Source organism: Chitinophaga sp. 22308, assembly GCF_052045305.1.
In the GTDB taxonomy this organism is placed as follows: domain Bacteria; phylum Bacteroidota; class Bacteroidia; order Chitinophagales; family Chitinophagaceae; genus Chitinophaga; species Chitinophaga varians_A.
On the sequence record NZ_JBQEOP010000004.1, the window covers coordinates 262,185 to 278,540 of the forward strand.

The window sequence follows — 16,356 nt, forward strand, 5'->3', positions numbered from 1 at the left end:
GTACTGCGCAGGTCATAAGGAACTTTGTCCTGATGGCCTCCCAATTCGTAATTCGTAATTCGTAATTTGTAATTCCCATTATTGAATTTTATTGAACTTCAGCGGCATGCCTGGTTTCAGTTGCAGGATACCCGTAGTGATCACGGTATCTCCGGCTTTCAGGCCGCTGGTGATCTGCACGTTGCTTTCTGTACGGATGCCTGTTTCCACGACTACAAATTTGGCTTTGCCGCTGTCGGCCACAATTACCTTTTTGTCACGGGTACCGGGGATGACGGCCTGGGAAGGTATCATCAGGGCTTCCGGCAGGTTCCGCAGGGTGATTTTCACTTTTGCGAAAGAGCCAGGGAAGAGGGAGCCATGATTGTTGGGAACGATGGCCCGGAGTTTAACCGTACGGGTAGTAAGGTCAATTTTCGGATCGATGGCATAGATGCTGCCTTTGTATTCGTTGTTGTCGCCGGCTACGAGGAAGTTCACCTGGTCTCCGTTTTTGATGACGTTGCGGTATTTCTCGGCCACTGCGAAGTCCATTTTAAGCGGGTCTATCTGTTGCAGGGTGGTGATCACGGTGGCGGAGGACACGATAGCGCCTTCGCTGACGTTGCGGAGGCCCAGCTTACCGCTGAACGGTGCGCGGAGTTCGGTTTTCTGCAGCTGGGTCTGGGTATAGTCCATATCTGCACCATAGGCGCTGACCTGGTTGCGGGTCACGTCTACGTCCTGGCGGCTGATGCCGTTTATTTTGAGCAGGTTTTCCTGGCGTTCGAGTGTTGTTTTGGCCAGCTGCTGTTGTAATTTCAGTTTTTGCAGTTGAGCGCGGAGGTCTTCATCGTAGAGTTTTACGAGGAGGTCTCCTTTTTTTACGTTGGTACCTTCTTTAAAGTAAAGGTGTGTGATACGGCCGTTGATTTCCGGTTTCACTTCCACTTCCTCGTTGCTCTGGAGCGTTCCGCTTGCTTCAATGGCCTGATCGAGGGTCGAAGTTTTCACAATCCAGGCATCCGTAAGGAGCTGTCTGGTGTTGGCGCCTTTAGCGGCGGCTCCATTAGAGGCGGCGGCCGCTTCTTTTTTGCCGGCTATTTTTTTGTAGACCAGGAAGAGCACGATACCGACAGCTACCAATATAATAATGGAGCGGACTGTTTTTTTGGTGTTGGGCATGTTAATGAGCCTTTTTGCGATTCGCTTTTAAGTGATAAATGACCGGAAGGAGCCTGTTGGGCTGTCTTATAGCGTTAAAAATGCGGCTGTTTAAGTATTGTCTGAACAGCTGAATGATCCAATAATCCAATAACCCAATAATTGCGGCTTCTCATAAGCCGGACAAATTTAATAAATGGGGATTGTGAATGCACCCGGGGACTGTTAATTAGCGTTAAGGCGTTAGATAAGTGGTGAAAAAGCAGGTTAAATGGAGATTAAAATGGGTAGACTGCGAGGGTATTTCTTTATTTGACTATTTTATGATAGGGTCATATATATTTTTTCGGAGAGATGAGGATATACCCGAATGGGTATATAAATGGGTAGAAAAGGGGAATAAATGGCTGAAAGAGGGGGGGTATGAGAGAAAATCTTTTATTAACAAAGTGCAAAATATGTTTACTGTATTGGGTTTGGTGGGATTGCACTAATGGGCAGGGGGTTAAAATTCGGGCTATCTGTTGGCAATTCAATAAAAATTATATTTTTGCAGTCAAGTTTTAAACCAAAAACACTTAAAATTATGTCAGACATTGCATCAAGAGTTAAAAAGATCATCATTGACAAATTGGGCGTTGACGAAGCCGAGGTAACTCCTGAAGCCTCCTTCACCAACGACTTAGGCGCTGACTCTTTGGATACGGTAGAACTGATTATGGAATTCGAAAAAGAATTCAACATCTCCATTCCTGACGAACAAGCTGAAACTATTACTACTGTTGGCCAGGCAGTTGCTTACCTGGAAGAACATGTAAAATAATCCTACTAATCAGAATTGTTTTAATGCAACCAAGACGAGTTGTCGTTACAGGTTTAGGCGCTCTTACACCGCTCGGCAATTCCGTAGCTGATTTCTGGCACGGATTGACGAACGGTGTATCCGGCGCGGATTACATCCGTCAATTTGACGCTTCCAAGTTCAAAACCCGTTTTGCTTGTGAACTGAAGAATTTCGACCCTACCAATTACCTGGATAAAAAGGAGGCCCGTAAGATGGACCCCTTTACACAGACAGCGGTGATATCCGCAGATCAGGCTATACAGGACGCCAATATCAACAAAGACAAGATCAATCTGGATCGTGCCGGTGTGATATGGGGTACCGGTGTTGGTGGGATGATCAACTTCAGCCATGAGCTTAAAGAATTTCATACCGGAGACGGGACTCCCCGTTTCAGCCCGTTCCTGATCACCAGGCTTATCCTTGACATTGCTGCTGGTTCTATTTCTATCCGCCACGGCTTCAGGGGGCCTAATTTCTCTGTTGTATCCGCTTGTGCATCTGCCACCAATGCTATTATTGAGGCGATGTACAGTATCCGTTACGGTAAAACGGACCTCGTTGTTACCGGCGGTTCAGAGAATGTGATCAACGAGCCTTGTGTGGGCGGTTTTAACGCCATGAAGGCTTTATCAGAAAGAAACGATGATCCTAAAACGGCTTCCCGGCCTTTCGACCTCGACCGTGATGGTTTTGTGATGGGAGAAGGTGCTGGTGCGCTGGTACTGGAATCATTGGACCATGCGTTGGAAAGAGGTGCAAAAATTTATGCAGAGCTGGCCGGCGGAGGCGCCACTGCGGACGCACATCATATTACGGCCCCTCATCCGGAAGGACTGGGCGCAATGAACGTGATGCGGCAGGCATTGGCTGATTCCGGTTTACAGGCGAGTGATATTGATTATATCAATGTACACGGTACTTCCACTCCACTTGGTGACATTGCAGAAGTAAAGGCTATCCAGAAGGTATTCGGTGAACATGCTTATGCCCTCAACATCAGCTCCACCAAATCCATGACTGGTCACCTGCTTGGTGCTGCCGGCGCTATTGAATCCATCGCCAGCATCATGTCTATCATCGATGGCATCGTACCACCCACGATTAACCATTTTACCGACGACCCTCAGCTAGACCCGAAATTAAATTTTACCTTTAACACCGCACAACATAGAGAAGTAAGAGCTGCATTATCCAATACCTTTGGTTTTGGAGGACATAATGCCTCTGTGATTTTCAAAAAATTTGTTCCTTGATCTTGATTGTGTGAAATTACTGCCAGGATTTTTATATCGACTCGTATCCAAGAAGCGGCACTTGTACAAAGAGCTCACCAGCCTGTTGGGTTTCCCGCCAGGTAACTTTGCCCTGTATGAGATAGCCCTTAGCCACCGCTCGAGCAAAGAGAAGTTCCTCGAAAGCAACGAACGGCTGGAATACCTTGGCGATGCCATCCTGGGAGCTATCGTGGGCGACTATCTCTTTAAAAAATATCCTTACAAAACAGAAGGTTATCTCACCGAGATGCGCTCCAAAATCGTTAACCGCCAGCAACTGAACGATATCGCTATCAAAATGGGGCTGCGCAAACTCACTATCTACGATAAATACAACAGCTTCCTGAAGATCAGCCAGATCTTCGGGAATACCCTCGAAGCACTGGTGGGCGCGGTATACCTGGACCGTGGCTATAATAAAACCCAGCAGTTTGTACACAAGCGCATCCTGATGCCATACATCGATATGGACCTGCTGGAAAGCGTGGAAATGAACCACAAAAACAAATTGTACGGCTGGGCCAATAAAAACGGCAAAGTCCTCGAGTTTGAACTGCTCGATGAACAAATGGACAATGGCCGGCGCATTTTTACCGTAGGCGCTGTAGTAGACGGTGAGTTGATTTGCACCGGTAAAGCCTTCAATAAAAAAGACGCCAGCCAGATTGCTGCCCAGCAGGCTATTCAGCAACTGGGACTCTCAGATTGATCCTCTTTCACTTATTTTACCGGATGCCGCAATATGGTCTTTAACTTCTCCGGTGCTGTTTTCCTGTAATCAGACAGGTATATTTCATGATGTCTGCCATTCATCTGTAATCCATGCTGGTGCATGAATTCCTCCATCTTCTGCAATGACGCCGGTTCTTCACTGAACGGACCGATATGCATCAGCTGCACACATTTCCCTTCTTCTTTCGTTTTAAGGTCTACATTTCTGAACAACTGGGACTGCTTCTTTTTTTCGGCAGACAGTACGGACGCGGATAATTGCTGCCGGGTAACATAGTCGGGCATACGAATAGCCAGTTCATAGTACCATTCGCTGCGGGGTACCTGTAACGGCTCTACGGAGGTGTCTTCCACCCACCAGAAGCCTTCCAGCTTGCTCACCGTGAAATCCTTGTCTGCCTTTTTGCACAGGAATTTGATACCATAGGCCACGGCATAGAGTGCGCCGAGATTTTCAGCGTAAACGTCTCCGTTGGGATCGCCCTTGCCATTGATGGTCAGGAACAGTCCTTTTTCAATAACAGCCAGCTGCGGAGCGGTAGTGGCCGTGTAGTAGCTCTTAAAAGCTTTAGTAAGATCCAGTTTGTCCATTTGCGTTAGATTGAGTGTAGCATCAATTTTAAATCCTATAAGTAATAACAGTGCCCACCAAAGGGCATCCCTGTATTTCATGATATCAAGGTTTTATAATACCGATCTGAACATTGGTAATGTTTTCATCCGGTTGATTGAAATCGTATTGGAAATACTGCTCCCGGTTGTAGCCGCTCATCGGGATGCCCAGTACCTGCAGGACACTTATCAGTTGCCCGTAAGTATCTCCCAGTTTGTCCCAACCGCCTTCATGGGTGGTGCTGATGCAGTCAAAGGCTGGTAGGGTTTCACATTGATAAGGCGCCGGTACCGGGGCGGTGGCAGTCACCGGAAGACCGATATCCAGGCGGAAGACTGTTTGAGGGTTGCCATCAAACTGATGATAATGCCATTGTACCGGACCGGAGACTTCCAGGTCAGCAGCGATGGCCTGTTGGTACATCTCCCGTGTGGCAGTCCGCACCAGTGGCAGCATGCCTTCCATATTTACTTTGTAGCTGCGGTAGAAGAAAGGCTGCGGGGCCACATGGCTGAATTTGGGCGCTGAGTTGGCGGCATCGAAGAAGCCGAACCAGAAAGCCAGTTCCTGTTTGTCAAGTATGCCGAGCGCGGCATAGATTTCTTTGGTAAAAGGCACCATGGCGGTACCGGCGGCGGTGATCAGGTTGCCGCTTGTGACAGCCGGTTTGTTGATATAGTGAGCTACGCCTTTATAGGCGGGGGCCATCATTTGCAGCACCTGGGCGTCGTTGCCGGTATGGGCCACATGGTCCAGCAGGCCCTGGTTGGCAAGGAAGGCTGTAGCGTCGCAGATGGCGGCCAGCAGGCGGCCGCTTTCCAGTTGTTTAAGGAGCAGGGGCAGCAATGCACGGTGTTCGTTGCCGCTGGCGATGGTAGTGCCCCCGGGGATGATTAACAGATCGATGTCTGCTGCCATGGCCTGTTCCAGGCTTTGTTGCGGCTGCACGCGTACATTGCCGCCGGAAGTGACAGGCTGGCCGTCCAGCGAAAACGGCACCACCCGTATGTCAGTAAAATTGTTCAGCCCAAAAATGGCCAGTGCGGGTTCCCAGTCAGAATAGCCATTGTAGACATACACGTAGCAGTTGCGTTGCGTTTTCATATTGTATCTTTTAATTACAATACAAAGCAACGATGGGGGTGTGACAACCCTATGTCAGGAGAAATTTATTTATTTAGCTATTTGACCATTTTCTTATTTTATTAAATGATCAAATGACTAAATGATCACATGAGATAGTGGTCTTTAAGTTCGGTGATCATCTCACGCATGGTGTCTTTGAGGGCTTCAGGCTCCAGGATGTTAACACCATTGGTGTACATGATCAGGTAGCGGGCCAGGTAATGCAGGCCGGACGTAAGGAAGGTCAGTTCTATTTTGTCTCCTTTTACAGCTTCGTCCATCAGGCCGAAGTAATAAAGCTGGTTACGCATGTAGCGCCGCAGCTCTTTGTCCACGGCTATTTTTACCAGCAACGTTTTCTCCGGGGCGGCGCTGCGGCGTTGTTCCAGGTATTCCTGCAGGGATATACGTTTGTCTTTTTTATAATAGGAAGAAGTGAGACTGAGCTTACGGATACGGTCTACCCGGAAATCGCGGTAACCCTGCCGAAGCCGGCACCAGGCAATCAGGTGCCAGTTGCTGCCGTCATGAAAGATCCCGATGGGCTCTGCCTCCCGCCGGGTGGCTACTTCTTCCTGGAAGGAAAAGTACTCCATATTGACCACCTGCTGGTGCCCCAGCGCATGTTGCAGGTCAGAGAGGAACCGGTTAGGGAAATTATCCTCTTCCACAGGGCCGTAGTTCCGCTGTACCACGATGTTCTCATCGAGTGATTCCAGGAAGTCTTTTTCTGAGCCGCGCAGCACCGACCGGATTTTTTCCATGGCAAAGCCGAATTGTTTCCGGCTGGAGTGGTCGCCAAACTGCTCCATGAGCTTCTCCCCTGTCAGCAGGGCGCCAGCCTCTTCTTTGGAGAACATCACCGGGGGCAGGTGGTAACCGTCCACAATATAATAGCCGGTGCCTGCTTCTGCCCCAATAGGCACGCCTGCCTCCTGTAAAGCCTTTACATCACGGTATACAGTACGCAGACTGATATTGAACCGCTCGGATATTTCGGCGGCTTTTACTATTTTTTTGCCTTGTAGTTGAATCAGAATGGCAGTTAGCCTGTCGATACGGTTCATGAAATTGCCAGGTTGAGACCTCTAATTTCGGGTGCCTGAAATTATTTTTCATTTTTTTTTGTCTTCCCATTAAACTTTGGGAAGATTAAACTGTCTTTAATACGTAACAAATCTCTGAAAAATAATTAAGTGGTTGATTTCGAGAGGTATAGAAATTTCAGAGATACACAAACACGATGCTACAGTACAGAATATAGGTTAAATGGTAAGCCCCTGCAATTTCTTGCGGGGGCCTGTTTTTTCCCCCAGGGCTGAAGCCCTGGGTTACAATAAGTTCTCCTCTAATTTTAGGTTCCCCGCTTACAGGAAATGTCATTTCTGTTGTTTATAGCGAGTATCGAGTATTAACGTGTGACTTTTAGGCTTGAAGCCCTTGCAGTCATCAGGATTGTTAATAGCTCATATCAGTGAGCTTCACCTTGCCCCGGAAAGTCCAGAAAACGAAAGTACTGTAGGCGATTACCAGCGGTGTGCCAACGGCAGCAATCAGTAACATGATCTTCAGTGACTTGTTGGAGGAGGCGGCCTGATAAATACTGATACTATAGGCCGGATCAGTAGTAGACAATACGATATTAGGGTACAGCCCTACCGCAAATAAAATCAGCAGGCAGGAAGTGATGATACAGGAATAGAAAAAGGCGGTAAAGTATTTCCTGGCGTCGATGTTCCGTTTGATGTTCAACAGGATAAACACCGCTACCATAGGAAGGATAAACAGTTCCGGATGATTTTTAAACTGGTGCGTCATATGCGGAATGTATATCAGTGTAGCCATCGACGTTAGAATGAAGCACAGAATGAAAAATTTACTGCAATTATTCACCATGATCGTCAGCTTGGCATAGAGGCGGTTTTCAGTCTTCATCACCAGATAAATAGCCCCATGCAGCATAAACAGCGACAAAGTGGTGAAGGCTATCAGGATGGCATAGGGATTAAAAAAGGTCCACAGGTTACCGGTAAATTCATGTTCTTTATTAATCGGTAATCCGTGGATAAGATTGCCCAGCACCAGTCCCAGCAGCAACGTAATGGCCGTGCTGGAAACGGTATAGGAGATGTCCCACATCTTCCGCCACCAGGGCCACGGCTCCTTGCTGCGGAATTCAATGGAGATCGCCCTGAAAATAAGCGCCACCAAAAATAACATAAAGGGAATGTAGAAGGTGGAAAATATAACGCCGTATACCAGCGGGAACCCGGCAAACAGCGCGCCACCAGCTATTACCAGCCACACTTCATTACCGTCCCATACAGGTCCGATAGCGTTGAGCACCAGGCGCCGGCTTTCTTCTTTATTAAAAAACAGGTGTAATGAGCCTGCTCCGAGGTCAAACCCATCGAGCACGCCGTAACCGGTGATCAGTCCGCCGATCACTAAAAACCACCAGGTGGGAAGGTCCAGTCCGAGTATTGTTTCCATGCAACTGTATTTTAAGAAGGAAGATTTGCCAAATTATTGGGATAGTACTGGTCATGGTCATCGCTCTTGCTGCCCGCTACGTCCGGTCCATGCTGTATTTTACGGTTCAGCAGATAAAGGAACAGCACAAACAGCAACATATATACCAGCGTAAACAATATCAGAGAAAACATCACCTGGTCGGCCGTTACTTTTCTGGACAGCGCGTCGGAAGTGCGTAACAGTTTGTATACCACCCAGGGTTGCCGGCCTACTTCTGCCGCATACCAGCCTACCTGGTTGGCGATCTGTGGCAGTAATACGGCCCAGGCGAATATGATCATCAGCCAGCGCTGCTGAAACAGTTTCTTTCTCCACAGTAATATCAGCGCCAGCAGGGAAAGGCCAATCAGGGCCACGCCGATAGAGATCATCATGTGATAGGTCTGGAAAACGAAGTTGACCGCGCGTGGCCTGTCCTGTGGAGGAGTGGCGTGCAGGCCTTCCACGGGCGCGCTGAAGCTGCCATGTGTCAGGAAAGACAAGCCCCCGGGGATTTTAATGCCGGTGGTTTTTTCTTCTTTATTATTGACCCAGCCGATGATATACATGTCAGCCACAGCAAGACTATCATAATGTCCTTCCATGGCGGCCAGTTTGGCCGGCTGGTATTTGCTGACGTAGTGGGCAGAACGGTGGCCGGTGAAAAGCTGTGCCAGTGCGGCAATTACGGCTACGGACAGCCCTACTTTAAACATGGCCTGCGCATGTTCCACGAAACGTTTTTTCAGGATATACCATGCGCCTACGCTCATGACGAGGAAAGCGCCTGCAAGAAAAGAACCGATGATCACATGTGCATAACGGTCCATACTGGAAGGATTGTAGACCATCTCCCAGAAATCAGTCACCACGGCCCTGGCGCCCAGGTCGTGTCCTTCAATGCGGTAACCGGCCGGCGTTTGCTGCCAGGAATTGGCAATCACTATCCATAAGGCAGACAGGGCCGAGCCTACGGCTACCATGATCGTGGAAAAATAATGCACGGCTTTGTGTACCCGGTCCCATCCAAACAGTAATACGCCGAGAAAAGCAGATTCCATGGCAAAGGCGAATATGCCTTCTGCTGCCAGCGCACTGCCAAAGATATCGCCTACATAATGGGAATAGGTGGCCCAGTTGGTGCCGAACTCAAACTCCATGACGATACCGGTGGCTACTCCGATACCAAATATCAATGCGAAGATCTTGATCCAAAACTTCGTGATTTCTTTGTACAGCAGCTTGCCTGTTTTCAGGTACAACCCTTCCATAATCACCAAACATAACCCCAGTCCGATACTCAGCGGAGGATAGATGTAGTGGAAGGCAATGGTAAAGGCAAACTGTATCCTGGATAGTATTTCAACAGAAGGCATAATTCTCGGATTATGGTCACAAAGTTAGTAGCTGCTCCAATCTGTCAACCTGATGTTTATCATGTATGTATAAATATATAATATTTTGGGGAGGTAAACCAGTATTATCGGGGGAATGCTTACGCAAAAAAATAAAGCGTGAAGGTAACTGCTGTTGACCTTCACGCTTTGTATGTTGAATGATATTTGGCAGGAAATCAGGCTTCCATGGTTTCAAATTCTTTTTTCCTTTCCCGGTATTCTTCCATGGTGAAGTTATACACCACGGAGTCGCGTTTGTTTTTGTTGGACACAAAGTGACAGGCGTGAATGTACGGTTCAGCGATATTGAGTTTGTCCAGTGGTGTCACCACCAGCAGTTGGAGGTTGAGCTGGCCGCAATATTCCATCAGGTAGTGGCTTTTCTCAGGGTCCAGTTTGCTGAAGGCCTCATCCACTGTGATGAAGCGCAGGCTGCGGTGCTGGCGGTTGGCTTCATTGATGCCGAACTGGTAAGCGATGGCGGCGCCCAGGATGGTGTAGGTGAACTGTGCTTTTTCACCACCGGAAAGGCTGGCGGTATCTTCGTAGTATTTAAAGGCTTTGTTATCGGAGATATAGTATTCTTTAGCCCCGAAGTCGAGCCAGTTACGCACGTCGGTTACCTTACGGCGCCATGCTTCATTTTGCTGCAGCTCGGTGATCAGCACTTTGATGTTTTCAAAGAGCTGTTCGCCATATGCTTCATCTTTTTCCAGGTGGTATTTCATGGAGTCTGGTACGGCGCCGCTCAGTTTCTCTTTGAAGTTGCGTATCTCCACGTCTTTAACGTGGCGGCATTCCAGCTGGAGGTAGGTGTCCGGGTTTTTGTTGAAGGTGATGTTACGGAGCGGTTCGTTGAGATCGTCCATTACTTCGCGGATCAGGTCTTCCTGGCCGTATATCCATGCCCGGTAGTTGGTGATGGCATTGAGCATACTGGTGTCCATATATTTACGGAAACGTTCCTTATGCTCGATGAGGCGCTGGTATTTGATGTTTTCGTATAGCGAGGTGAATTCGTCGAGGTACCGGACATGCGGCTGCAGGTCGCTGACGTCGCCGAGCCATTCCGGATAGGCGTCGTGGATGGCTTTGGAAGGCATCACGAAGGCTGACAGCTGCCGGGTGATTTCGCTTTCTTTTTCGGCCAGCTGGCGCATGGCATCGTGCAGGGTGGCTTTCAGGTTGTCGTCGGCCCGTTTGCGGTAAGATGCCAGTTCCGCGGTGGTTTCGGCCGGTTCGGTGAGCGACAGGTCGGAGAGGTATTCCAGCACGTATTGCAGCGAGATATCGTCCAGCGGATTTACTTTCAGCTGATTGAAATGACGCAATTTATCGGCGGCTTTATCATCGATACGGCCTTTTTCCTGCAAGGCCCTTTCTTTCTCTTTTTCTTTGTCTTGTATCTGGGCGATGGCTTCGTCGAGCTGATCGCAGATCACCTGGTATTTATCGCTGGTTTTCAGCAGTTGTGCTTTTTCCCTGGCGAAGGATTCGATGACGCCGGCATGTGTTTGCCAGTTGATCTCGCTGTAGTTGCGGAGCGAGAGGAAAGCGTTCAGCAGGGTGTTGGCGGTGGTGATGGCCTTGCGGCTGTTTTCCAGCTGTGAAATGCTGTGCTGCAGGGTTTCAATATTGCTGTTGCATTCGTCCTGTTCCGCTTTGAGCAGCCGCAGTTTGTTTTTGTTGTTCCAGCCGAGCACGTAGTTGTTCTGTTGTGAGCGGTTGGGGCGGTCATCTTTTTCGTGGCGTGTAGCCTGCCGCGTTAGTCCGTTGGAGGTAACGGCTTTGCGTGACTTGTTGAACACGGCCATATCATCGGTGCAGGTATAATCAAACTGGTCGAGCAGCTGGTTTTGCAGCCATTCTTTGAAGATGGTGCCGGGTTTGATTTCTATCTTTTGCAGGAGGCTTTCCTTTTCGGTAGGCATCCTGAGCATGGTATAGTTTTCATCTTCCACTTTGTGGTAGACGAGGCGTGTTTGCAGATTGTTGGAGTTGATGTATTTGTTGATGTCCATGATGTACTCTTCCGGCACAAGCAGGCGCAGGCCGAAGTTGTGGAGCACTTTTTCGATGGCGCTTTCCCAGCGGCTTTCGCTGTCTTTTACGCGTATCAGTTCACCTACAAAAGGCAGGTCGTCTTCCTGTACATCGAGCATGTCTGCCAGCTGTTGACGGATGCGCACCAGCTCGTAGGGGATATTGTTTTTACGGTTGAGGAAGGAATCGATTTCCTCTTCCAGCCGTGTTACCTGTGTCCTTTCGGCGGTGAGACTGCTTTTGTAGTGGAACATCTCTTCCTGCAGCGTTTCCAGCTGTTTGTCGTGTGCGGCCTTCAGTATTTCCGCGCCGGCGATATTTTCGTGGAACTGCTGTTCATCCGGATTGGGGGCCAGTTCCAGCCTGTCGGCGAGCATGTTGTACTCTTCCATCTTGTTACGTTTCCCTTCGAGGGCTTTTTGTTCGTAGTGGATGGATTTTTCGATGGAGCGCAGTTGTTCATCGACGCTGTTATTGGCTTTCTGTGCAATCAGTTCATCCTTTCGGAGGTTCATCGTTTGCAGCTGTTCGTTGATGCTGCTGAGGATGGTGGCTGTTTTCTGCTGTTCTTTCTGCAGCGCTTCCAGTTCATTTTCCAGGATGTCTTTTTCCTGTTTGTTGAACCAGGCTGGCAGTATGTCCTGCAGCATCTGCAGTTCGCGGTTGCGGTCCTGCAGTTCCTGCCAGGCTGTTTTATTGGCGATGATGGGTTCCAGCATTTTAAGCTGGGTTTCATCTTTCTGGATGGCGCGGTGGCTGGACAGGAGGCTGTCGTAGTTTTCGCGCAGTTTCAGGAATTCGCCTTCAGCATCGGTTTCTTCGAGCATCTGGCTGCGGATGAAGGTATTGAGGTCGCCCAATACTTTGATGCCGACTGTCTGGTTGAAGAGAGACAGGGCTTTTTCGCTGCGGAGGCCGAAGATATTGCTGAAGAGGGCAGCGTATTCCTTGAAGCTGTCGGTGATTTCTGTTTTGGGATATTCGAGGCGGAGTTTCTTTTTCCAGTCGCCTTTCATATCGAATTTACCGGCGCCGAAGTGGTCGTTGATATTGAGTTTGTGGGGGGAAACGATGAATTGTCTTTTCAGTTCCCCGGAATACCAGCGTACCTGCGCCAGGGTGATCTGGTGCATGGTGGCCGCATTATAGAAATAGGCCAGCAGTACGGAATACGGGTTGTTTTCCTTGTGGCGGAGCTGTTCGGTTTTGGATTGCAGCGAGTCTTCCGAAAAGGTTTTGCCGTAGTATCCCCAGAAGTAGGATTCTTCGCCGCGGTCTTTTCGTTGGTCCGTACCGGACGACTGGTTATAGAAGCGTTTGCCTGCGGGCACGAGCAGTGTCAGCAGGGCATCGATCAATGTCGTTTTACCGCTACCGTTAGCGCCGGTGAGCAGGGATGTCTGGCCACTGGTGTTTAAGCGGTATATTTTATTGTGGAACGTGCCCCAGTTGTATATTTCGAGATATTGTAACCGGAACCCGCTTTCTTTGGAATCACTGTTGAACAGGGTTGACATGCAATTTCAGTTTTGATTTGATTTCTTCCAGTTTTTCGTTGTTGACCAGTGCTTTGATCACCCTTTTTACTTCGTACTGATGCAGTTCCTTATTGGCGGCGTCTTCGCGTGTGGCCTTCAGGATACCGATGTTGAGCAGGCTGTTGATGGGTTTGTTCAGGTCTTTGAGCAGTTTGGATTTGTTGTTCCGCTCTTTGAAGAAGAGGGCGAGCCTTTCCTTGATTTCCTTTTGTGTCATGAACAGCCTGGTACCGTTGCCTTTGATGTCAAATTCATCGAGGGCTTCGCGGAGCACGATGCAGAGCAGGGTGGCTTCGTAGGTGAGCCTGGTTTTACGCATCAGGCGTGGCAGGGGCTTGTCGCCGGAGGTATCGTCTGCTTCGGGTTGCAGGATACGGGCGAATCCGTCGCTTTCGTTGATGATCAGTTGCAGTCCTACCTGGTTCAGGTATTTGCTGAGTTCTGTTTGCCAGCCCAGCAGGTCTTTCCAGTATGCTTTGTCTTCTTCGTACACGGGGCCCTGCATGAGTTTCAGGAACACGTGCGCAAAGGGAGAAATATTGTTATCGGCCATGTTTCATGTTAGTTTTGAGAGTTTGTAAACAGCACCATCGGCATGTTGATGACGCGGTTGCCCAGGGATACCGGATCAGGCGTTTCCAGTATGATGTGGCTGGATGACTGGCTGGCGATGGAGAAATAGGTGATGAGCTCTGTCAGCCCTTTTTCTGTGCCATAGATATCTACCAGTTCCTTCAAACTGATCTGTTTTTTGTTTTGTAATTGGGTGTTGATGCGGTCCTCCAGGAGGGTGCGATCAATATTGAAGTGATTGAACAGCGCGTCCATATCGGAGTCGGAGAAGTCGTTGCCACCGATGCCTTCGGGGAATTCCACGTCGGGGTGTGTTTTTTTGTCTTCTGCCATCTCCCAGCGGTCCAGCATATCTATGTCCGGGTCGCTTTCTATATCGATATAAAATTCTTCGCCGGGTATATTGTCCAGTGTCTGGAAGGCCAGCTGGCGTATATCGTTGATGAGCTCCATGGCTTTGCGGTGATCGGTGAGGTTTTTCTCACTGAGTACGCGGCTGAGTTTATCGCTCAGTTTTTTGTTGGCGTCGATCACTTTTTTGCCGGAGGCATGGAGGAACTGTTTCAGCTTTTTGAGGAAGCGGTCGTTTTTGTATTCGATGTTCCGTTCTTCGAGCAGACTGTAGAGTTTTTCTATCAGCTGCTGCATTTCTGTCTGTTTGGATTCGTCCATGAGGAACTGCCAGAACGAGTAGAAGCTTTTGCCCTGGTCTTTCTGGCGGAGGGCTTCGAAAGAGTCGAGGGTATAAGCCAGGAGGGCGCCTTTGGCGATATCGCGCTCACTTTGTTTGCGGTATATCTCCTGGGTGATCTGTTCAAAGTTATGCTCCACTTCCTTGAAGTCGCTGAGGAGCTCTCTGGACATGCGGTTTACATCGTAGCACCTTTCTTTGATCTGGGTGTCGTCGAAGACCTGTACTCTTCCGGAGATGGTGATGCTTTTGATCTCCTGTTCTATCTCGAATTTCTTTTTTTCCAGTTCCTGTATACGTTGTTTGGGATCTTTGTTGCTTTGGTCCACCAGTTCCTTCAGTTTGGAAAAGATGTCTTTAAAGCGGCTTTCTGTGCCCACAAATTCTCTTTTCTGGAGTGTAGACACCCAGTGCATCACTTTTTCCATGTCGCTGCTGAGCTCATGGATATCGTTGCCGTCGTCGTCGGGATACTTCCGGAGGAAGCCCTTATTGCTCCATTGTTCCACATATTTCCTGGCTCTTTCATCTTCATTGTCGAGCAGGGCGGAGGCGTCTATTTCGTCGTCTGTGGCGCGGTAGCCGGTGGCTACCAGGTAATCAGACAAACGGGTGACCAGTTCCACATTGGGAACGGTGGTATGGTTTTTCTCCTTGAATGTTTGGTGAAAAAATGACAACATCATTGGCGCGCTACGTGCCCGGAGTATCTTTAGTGTGATCGACTGGGCATATAGATTACATAATTGATCATAAGTCATGCGTAAAATTACGAATTACGAATTACGAATTACGAATTGGGGACTGATTATTGGCCATTTTTTAGAAATTTAGCCCCATAAGGACCCTAAATTCGCAATTCGTAATTCGTAATTTGTAATTTTTACATAATATATAGCCCGTCAAACTTGGGCTTTACCGGCTGTGGTACGGGCTCTTCTCCCATCAGTTCAATGAGGTTTATTTCGATGGTGCGGGAGATGCTGTCCAGTGGAATGCCCAGGGGATGGTACTCGAACGGGTTCATGAGGGTGATGCCGTTGAGATGGGTGACGTGAAAAACGAAGCCAAACACCCATCCGAAGAGGATGGCCCAGGCGCCGATCGACTCGGTCATCATCAGGGTGTTCATGATCACATAGAACCAGATGAACAGCCGGGTGAAATAGACGTAGCTGGGCGGGAAGACGGTGTTTTTGATGCGTTCTGACTTGCCCATTTGATCACAGTGATTGACCAGCATCTGGTTAAGTTCCAGGAAGGCGAAACCGTCTACCACGCCGGACTGGCGCAGCTGCTGCAGGTCGGCCGACTGGAGGTTGAGCAGGGCGTTGGGAATATTTTGATGTTGCTGGACGTAGTCGATTTCTTCTTTGGTGAGGTATCGGGTGTAGTAGTCGTCGGGGAGTTTCCGGAGGTTGGTTTTCAGGGCATATACAAATGAGAGGTGGCGGTAGATCATATGGCGGACGAAGGTCTGTTTCTCCTGGTCACCGTCGGTCTGCGTGTAGTGGAGCAGGCTTCTGGCCCAGGAACGGGAGTCGTTGACGAGCGCCCCCCAGATCATGCGGGCCTCCCACCAGCGGTCATAAGCCTGATTGTTATTAAAGCCGATAAAAAAGGCGATGGCGGTACCCAGTACGGCAGATACGGCCACGGGGATGGCTATATGGGCGGACAGCCAGTATTTATCAACAAAATATACAAGGGTACAGCAGAGCAGCAACATCAGGTCTACCTTCCAGGTGAAGGTAAAGATCTGGGCGAGCGAGAGTCGGTGTTTCAGCAGCATATGTCATTTTGATATTTTGGTATTTTGATATTTAAAGCGGTTTTAGTTCCCTGACAGCTTCAGATATCATCCGA

The 16,356-nt window shown here is 48.9% G+C and carries 13 protein-coding genes; 3 read left to right on the top strand and 10 right to left on the bottom strand.

Annotation, left to right across the window (positions count from 1 at the left end; genetic code table 11):
* Positions 1-78 precede the first annotated feature (78 nt).
* Positions 79-1,164 (bottom strand): efflux RND transporter periplasmic adaptor subunit, encoded by a 1,086-nt coding sequence (locus ACTJJS_RS17140; RefSeq protein WP_440664589.1) that lies wholly within the window; start codon positions 1,162-1,164, stop codon positions 79-81.
* Positions 1,165-1,729: 565 nt separating this feature from the next.
* Here ACTJJS_RS17140 and ACTJJS_RS17145 point away from each other — a divergent pair.
* The 3 genes from ACTJJS_RS17145 to rnc all read left to right on the top strand — a co-directional run bounded on the left by ACTJJS_RS17145 (position 1,730) and on the right by rnc (position 3,973).
* Entirely contained in the window at positions 1,730-1,966 is a 237-nt protein-coding gene (locus ACTJJS_RS17145; RefSeq protein ID WP_012788038.1) for an acyl carrier protein, read from the top strand.
* Between the two features lie 23 nt (positions 1,967-1,989).
* The gene (fabF, locus tag ACTJJS_RS17150) at positions 1,990-3,243 is read left to right on the top strand and encodes a beta-ketoacyl-ACP synthase II (protein WP_440664590.1); all 1,254 of its coding nucleotides are present in this window, start codon (positions 1,990-1,992) and stop codon (positions 3,241-3,243) included.
* A gap of 61 nt (positions 3,244-3,304) precedes the next feature.
* Complete coding sequence (rnc, locus tag ACTJJS_RS17155; protein ID WP_247654855.1) at positions 3,305-3,973, top strand: ribonuclease III; 669 nt, start codon at positions 3,305-3,307, stop codon at positions 3,971-3,973.
* Between the two features lie 11 nt (positions 3,974-3,984).
* Here rnc and ACTJJS_RS17160 read toward each other — a convergent pair whose 3' ends face one another.
* The 9 genes from ACTJJS_RS17160 to ACTJJS_RS17200 all read right to left on the bottom strand — a co-directional run bounded on the left by ACTJJS_RS17160 (position 3,985) and on the right by ACTJJS_RS17200 (position 16,282).
* The gene (locus ACTJJS_RS17160; RefSeq protein ID WP_343744439.1) at positions 3,985-4,668 is read right to left on the bottom strand and encodes a GyrI-like domain-containing protein; all 684 of its coding nucleotides are present in this window, start codon (positions 4,666-4,668) and stop codon (positions 3,985-3,987) included.
* Between the two features lie 4 nt (positions 4,669-4,672).
* Entirely contained in the window at positions 4,673-5,713 is a 1,041-nt protein-coding gene (locus ACTJJS_RS17165; RefSeq protein ID WP_440664591.1) for a DJ-1/PfpI family protein, read from the bottom strand.
* 125 nt (positions 5,714-5,838) lie between these two features.
* Positions 5,839-6,801 carry a helix-turn-helix transcriptional regulator gene (locus ACTJJS_RS17170; RefSeq protein WP_440664592.1) on the bottom strand — a complete coding sequence of 321 codons (963 nt, stop codon included), beginning with the start codon at positions 6,799-6,801 and terminating at the stop codon, positions 5,839-5,841.
* 391 nt (positions 6,802-7,192) lie between these two features.
* A complete protein-coding gene (gene cydB, locus ACTJJS_RS17175; RefSeq protein WP_168870462.1) occupies positions 7,193-8,227 on the bottom strand; it encodes a cytochrome d ubiquinol oxidase subunit II in 1,035 nt (344 codons plus the stop codon).
* 11 nt (positions 8,228-8,238) lie between these two features.
* Positions 8,239-9,624: a cytochrome ubiquinol oxidase subunit I gene (locus ACTJJS_RS17180; RefSeq protein ID WP_168870461.1), complete on the bottom strand. Its 1,386-nt coding sequence runs from the start codon at positions 9,622-9,624 to the stop codon at positions 8,239-8,241.
* 197 nt (positions 9,625-9,821) lie between these two features.
* Positions 9,822-13,205 (bottom strand): ATP-binding protein, encoded by a 3,384-nt coding sequence (locus ACTJJS_RS17185; RefSeq protein ID WP_440664593.1) that lies wholly within the window; start codon positions 13,203-13,205, stop codon positions 9,822-9,824.
* On the bottom strand, positions 13,183-13,779 hold the full coding sequence (locus ACTJJS_RS17190) for a DUF4194 domain-containing protein (RefSeq protein WP_078669261.1): 597 nt from the start codon (positions 13,777-13,779) through the stop codon (positions 13,183-13,185). Before ACTJJS_RS17190 ends, ACTJJS_RS17185 begins: the two co-directional genes overlap by 23 nt.
* Before the next feature lie 8 nt (positions 13,780-13,787).
* Positions 13,788-15,251: a DUF3375 domain-containing protein gene (locus ACTJJS_RS17195; RefSeq protein WP_440664594.1), complete on the bottom strand. Its 1,464-nt coding sequence runs from the start codon at positions 15,249-15,251 to the stop codon at positions 13,788-13,790.
* A 122-nt stretch (positions 15,252-15,373) separates the two neighbouring features.
* On the bottom strand, positions 15,374-16,282 hold the full coding sequence (locus ACTJJS_RS17200; RefSeq protein ID WP_440664595.1) for a bestrophin family protein: 909 nt from the start codon (positions 16,280-16,282) through the stop codon (positions 15,374-15,376).
* Positions 16,283-16,356: the final 74 nt, after the last annotated feature.

Excerpts from the sequence above, each read along its gene's own strand:
- ACTJJS_RS17200 (WP_440664595.1), bottom strand. The coding sequence starts at position 16,282 with ATGCTGCTGAAACACCGACTCTCGCTCGCCCAGATCTTTACCTTCACC.
- ACTJJS_RS17190 (WP_078669261.1), bottom strand. The coding sequence starts at position 13,779 with ATGGCCGATAACAATATTTCTCCCTTTGCGCACGTGTTCCTGAAACTC.
- ACTJJS_RS17180 (WP_168870461.1), bottom strand. The coding sequence starts at position 9,624 with ATGCCTTCTGTTGAAATACTATCCAGGATACAGTTTGCCTTTACCATT.
- ACTJJS_RS17185 (WP_440664593.1), bottom strand. The coding sequence starts at position 13,205 with ATGTCAACCCTGTTCAACAGTGATTCCAAAGAAAGCGGGTTCCGGTTA.
- ACTJJS_RS17195 (WP_440664594.1), bottom strand. The coding sequence starts at position 15,251 with ATGACTTATGATCAATTATGTAATCTATATGCCCAGTCGATCACACTA.
- ACTJJS_RS17145 (WP_012788038.1), top strand. The coding sequence starts at position 1,730 with ATGTCAGACATTGCATCAAGAGTTAAAAAGATCATCATTGACAAATTG.
- cydB (WP_168870462.1), bottom strand. The coding sequence starts at position 8,227 with ATGGAAACAATACTCGGACTGGACCTTCCCACCTGGTGGTTTTTAGTG.
- ACTJJS_RS17165 (WP_440664591.1), bottom strand. The coding sequence starts at position 5,713 with ATGAAAACGCAACGCAACTGCTACGTGTATGTCTACAATGGCTATTCT.
- fabF (WP_440664590.1), top strand. The coding sequence starts at position 1,990 with ATGCAACCAAGACGAGTTGTCGTTACAGGTTTAGGCGCTCTTACACCG.
- ACTJJS_RS17140 (WP_440664589.1), bottom strand. The coding sequence starts at position 1,164 with ATGCCCAACACCAAAAAAACAGTCCGCTCCATTATTATATTGGTAGCT.
- ACTJJS_RS17170 (WP_440664592.1), bottom strand. The coding sequence starts at position 6,801 with ATGAACCGTATCGACAGGCTAACTGCCATTCTGATTCAACTACAAGGC.
- ACTJJS_RS17160 (WP_343744439.1), bottom strand. The coding sequence starts at position 4,668 with ATGAAATACAGGGATGCCCTTTGGTGGGCACTGTTATTACTTATAGGA.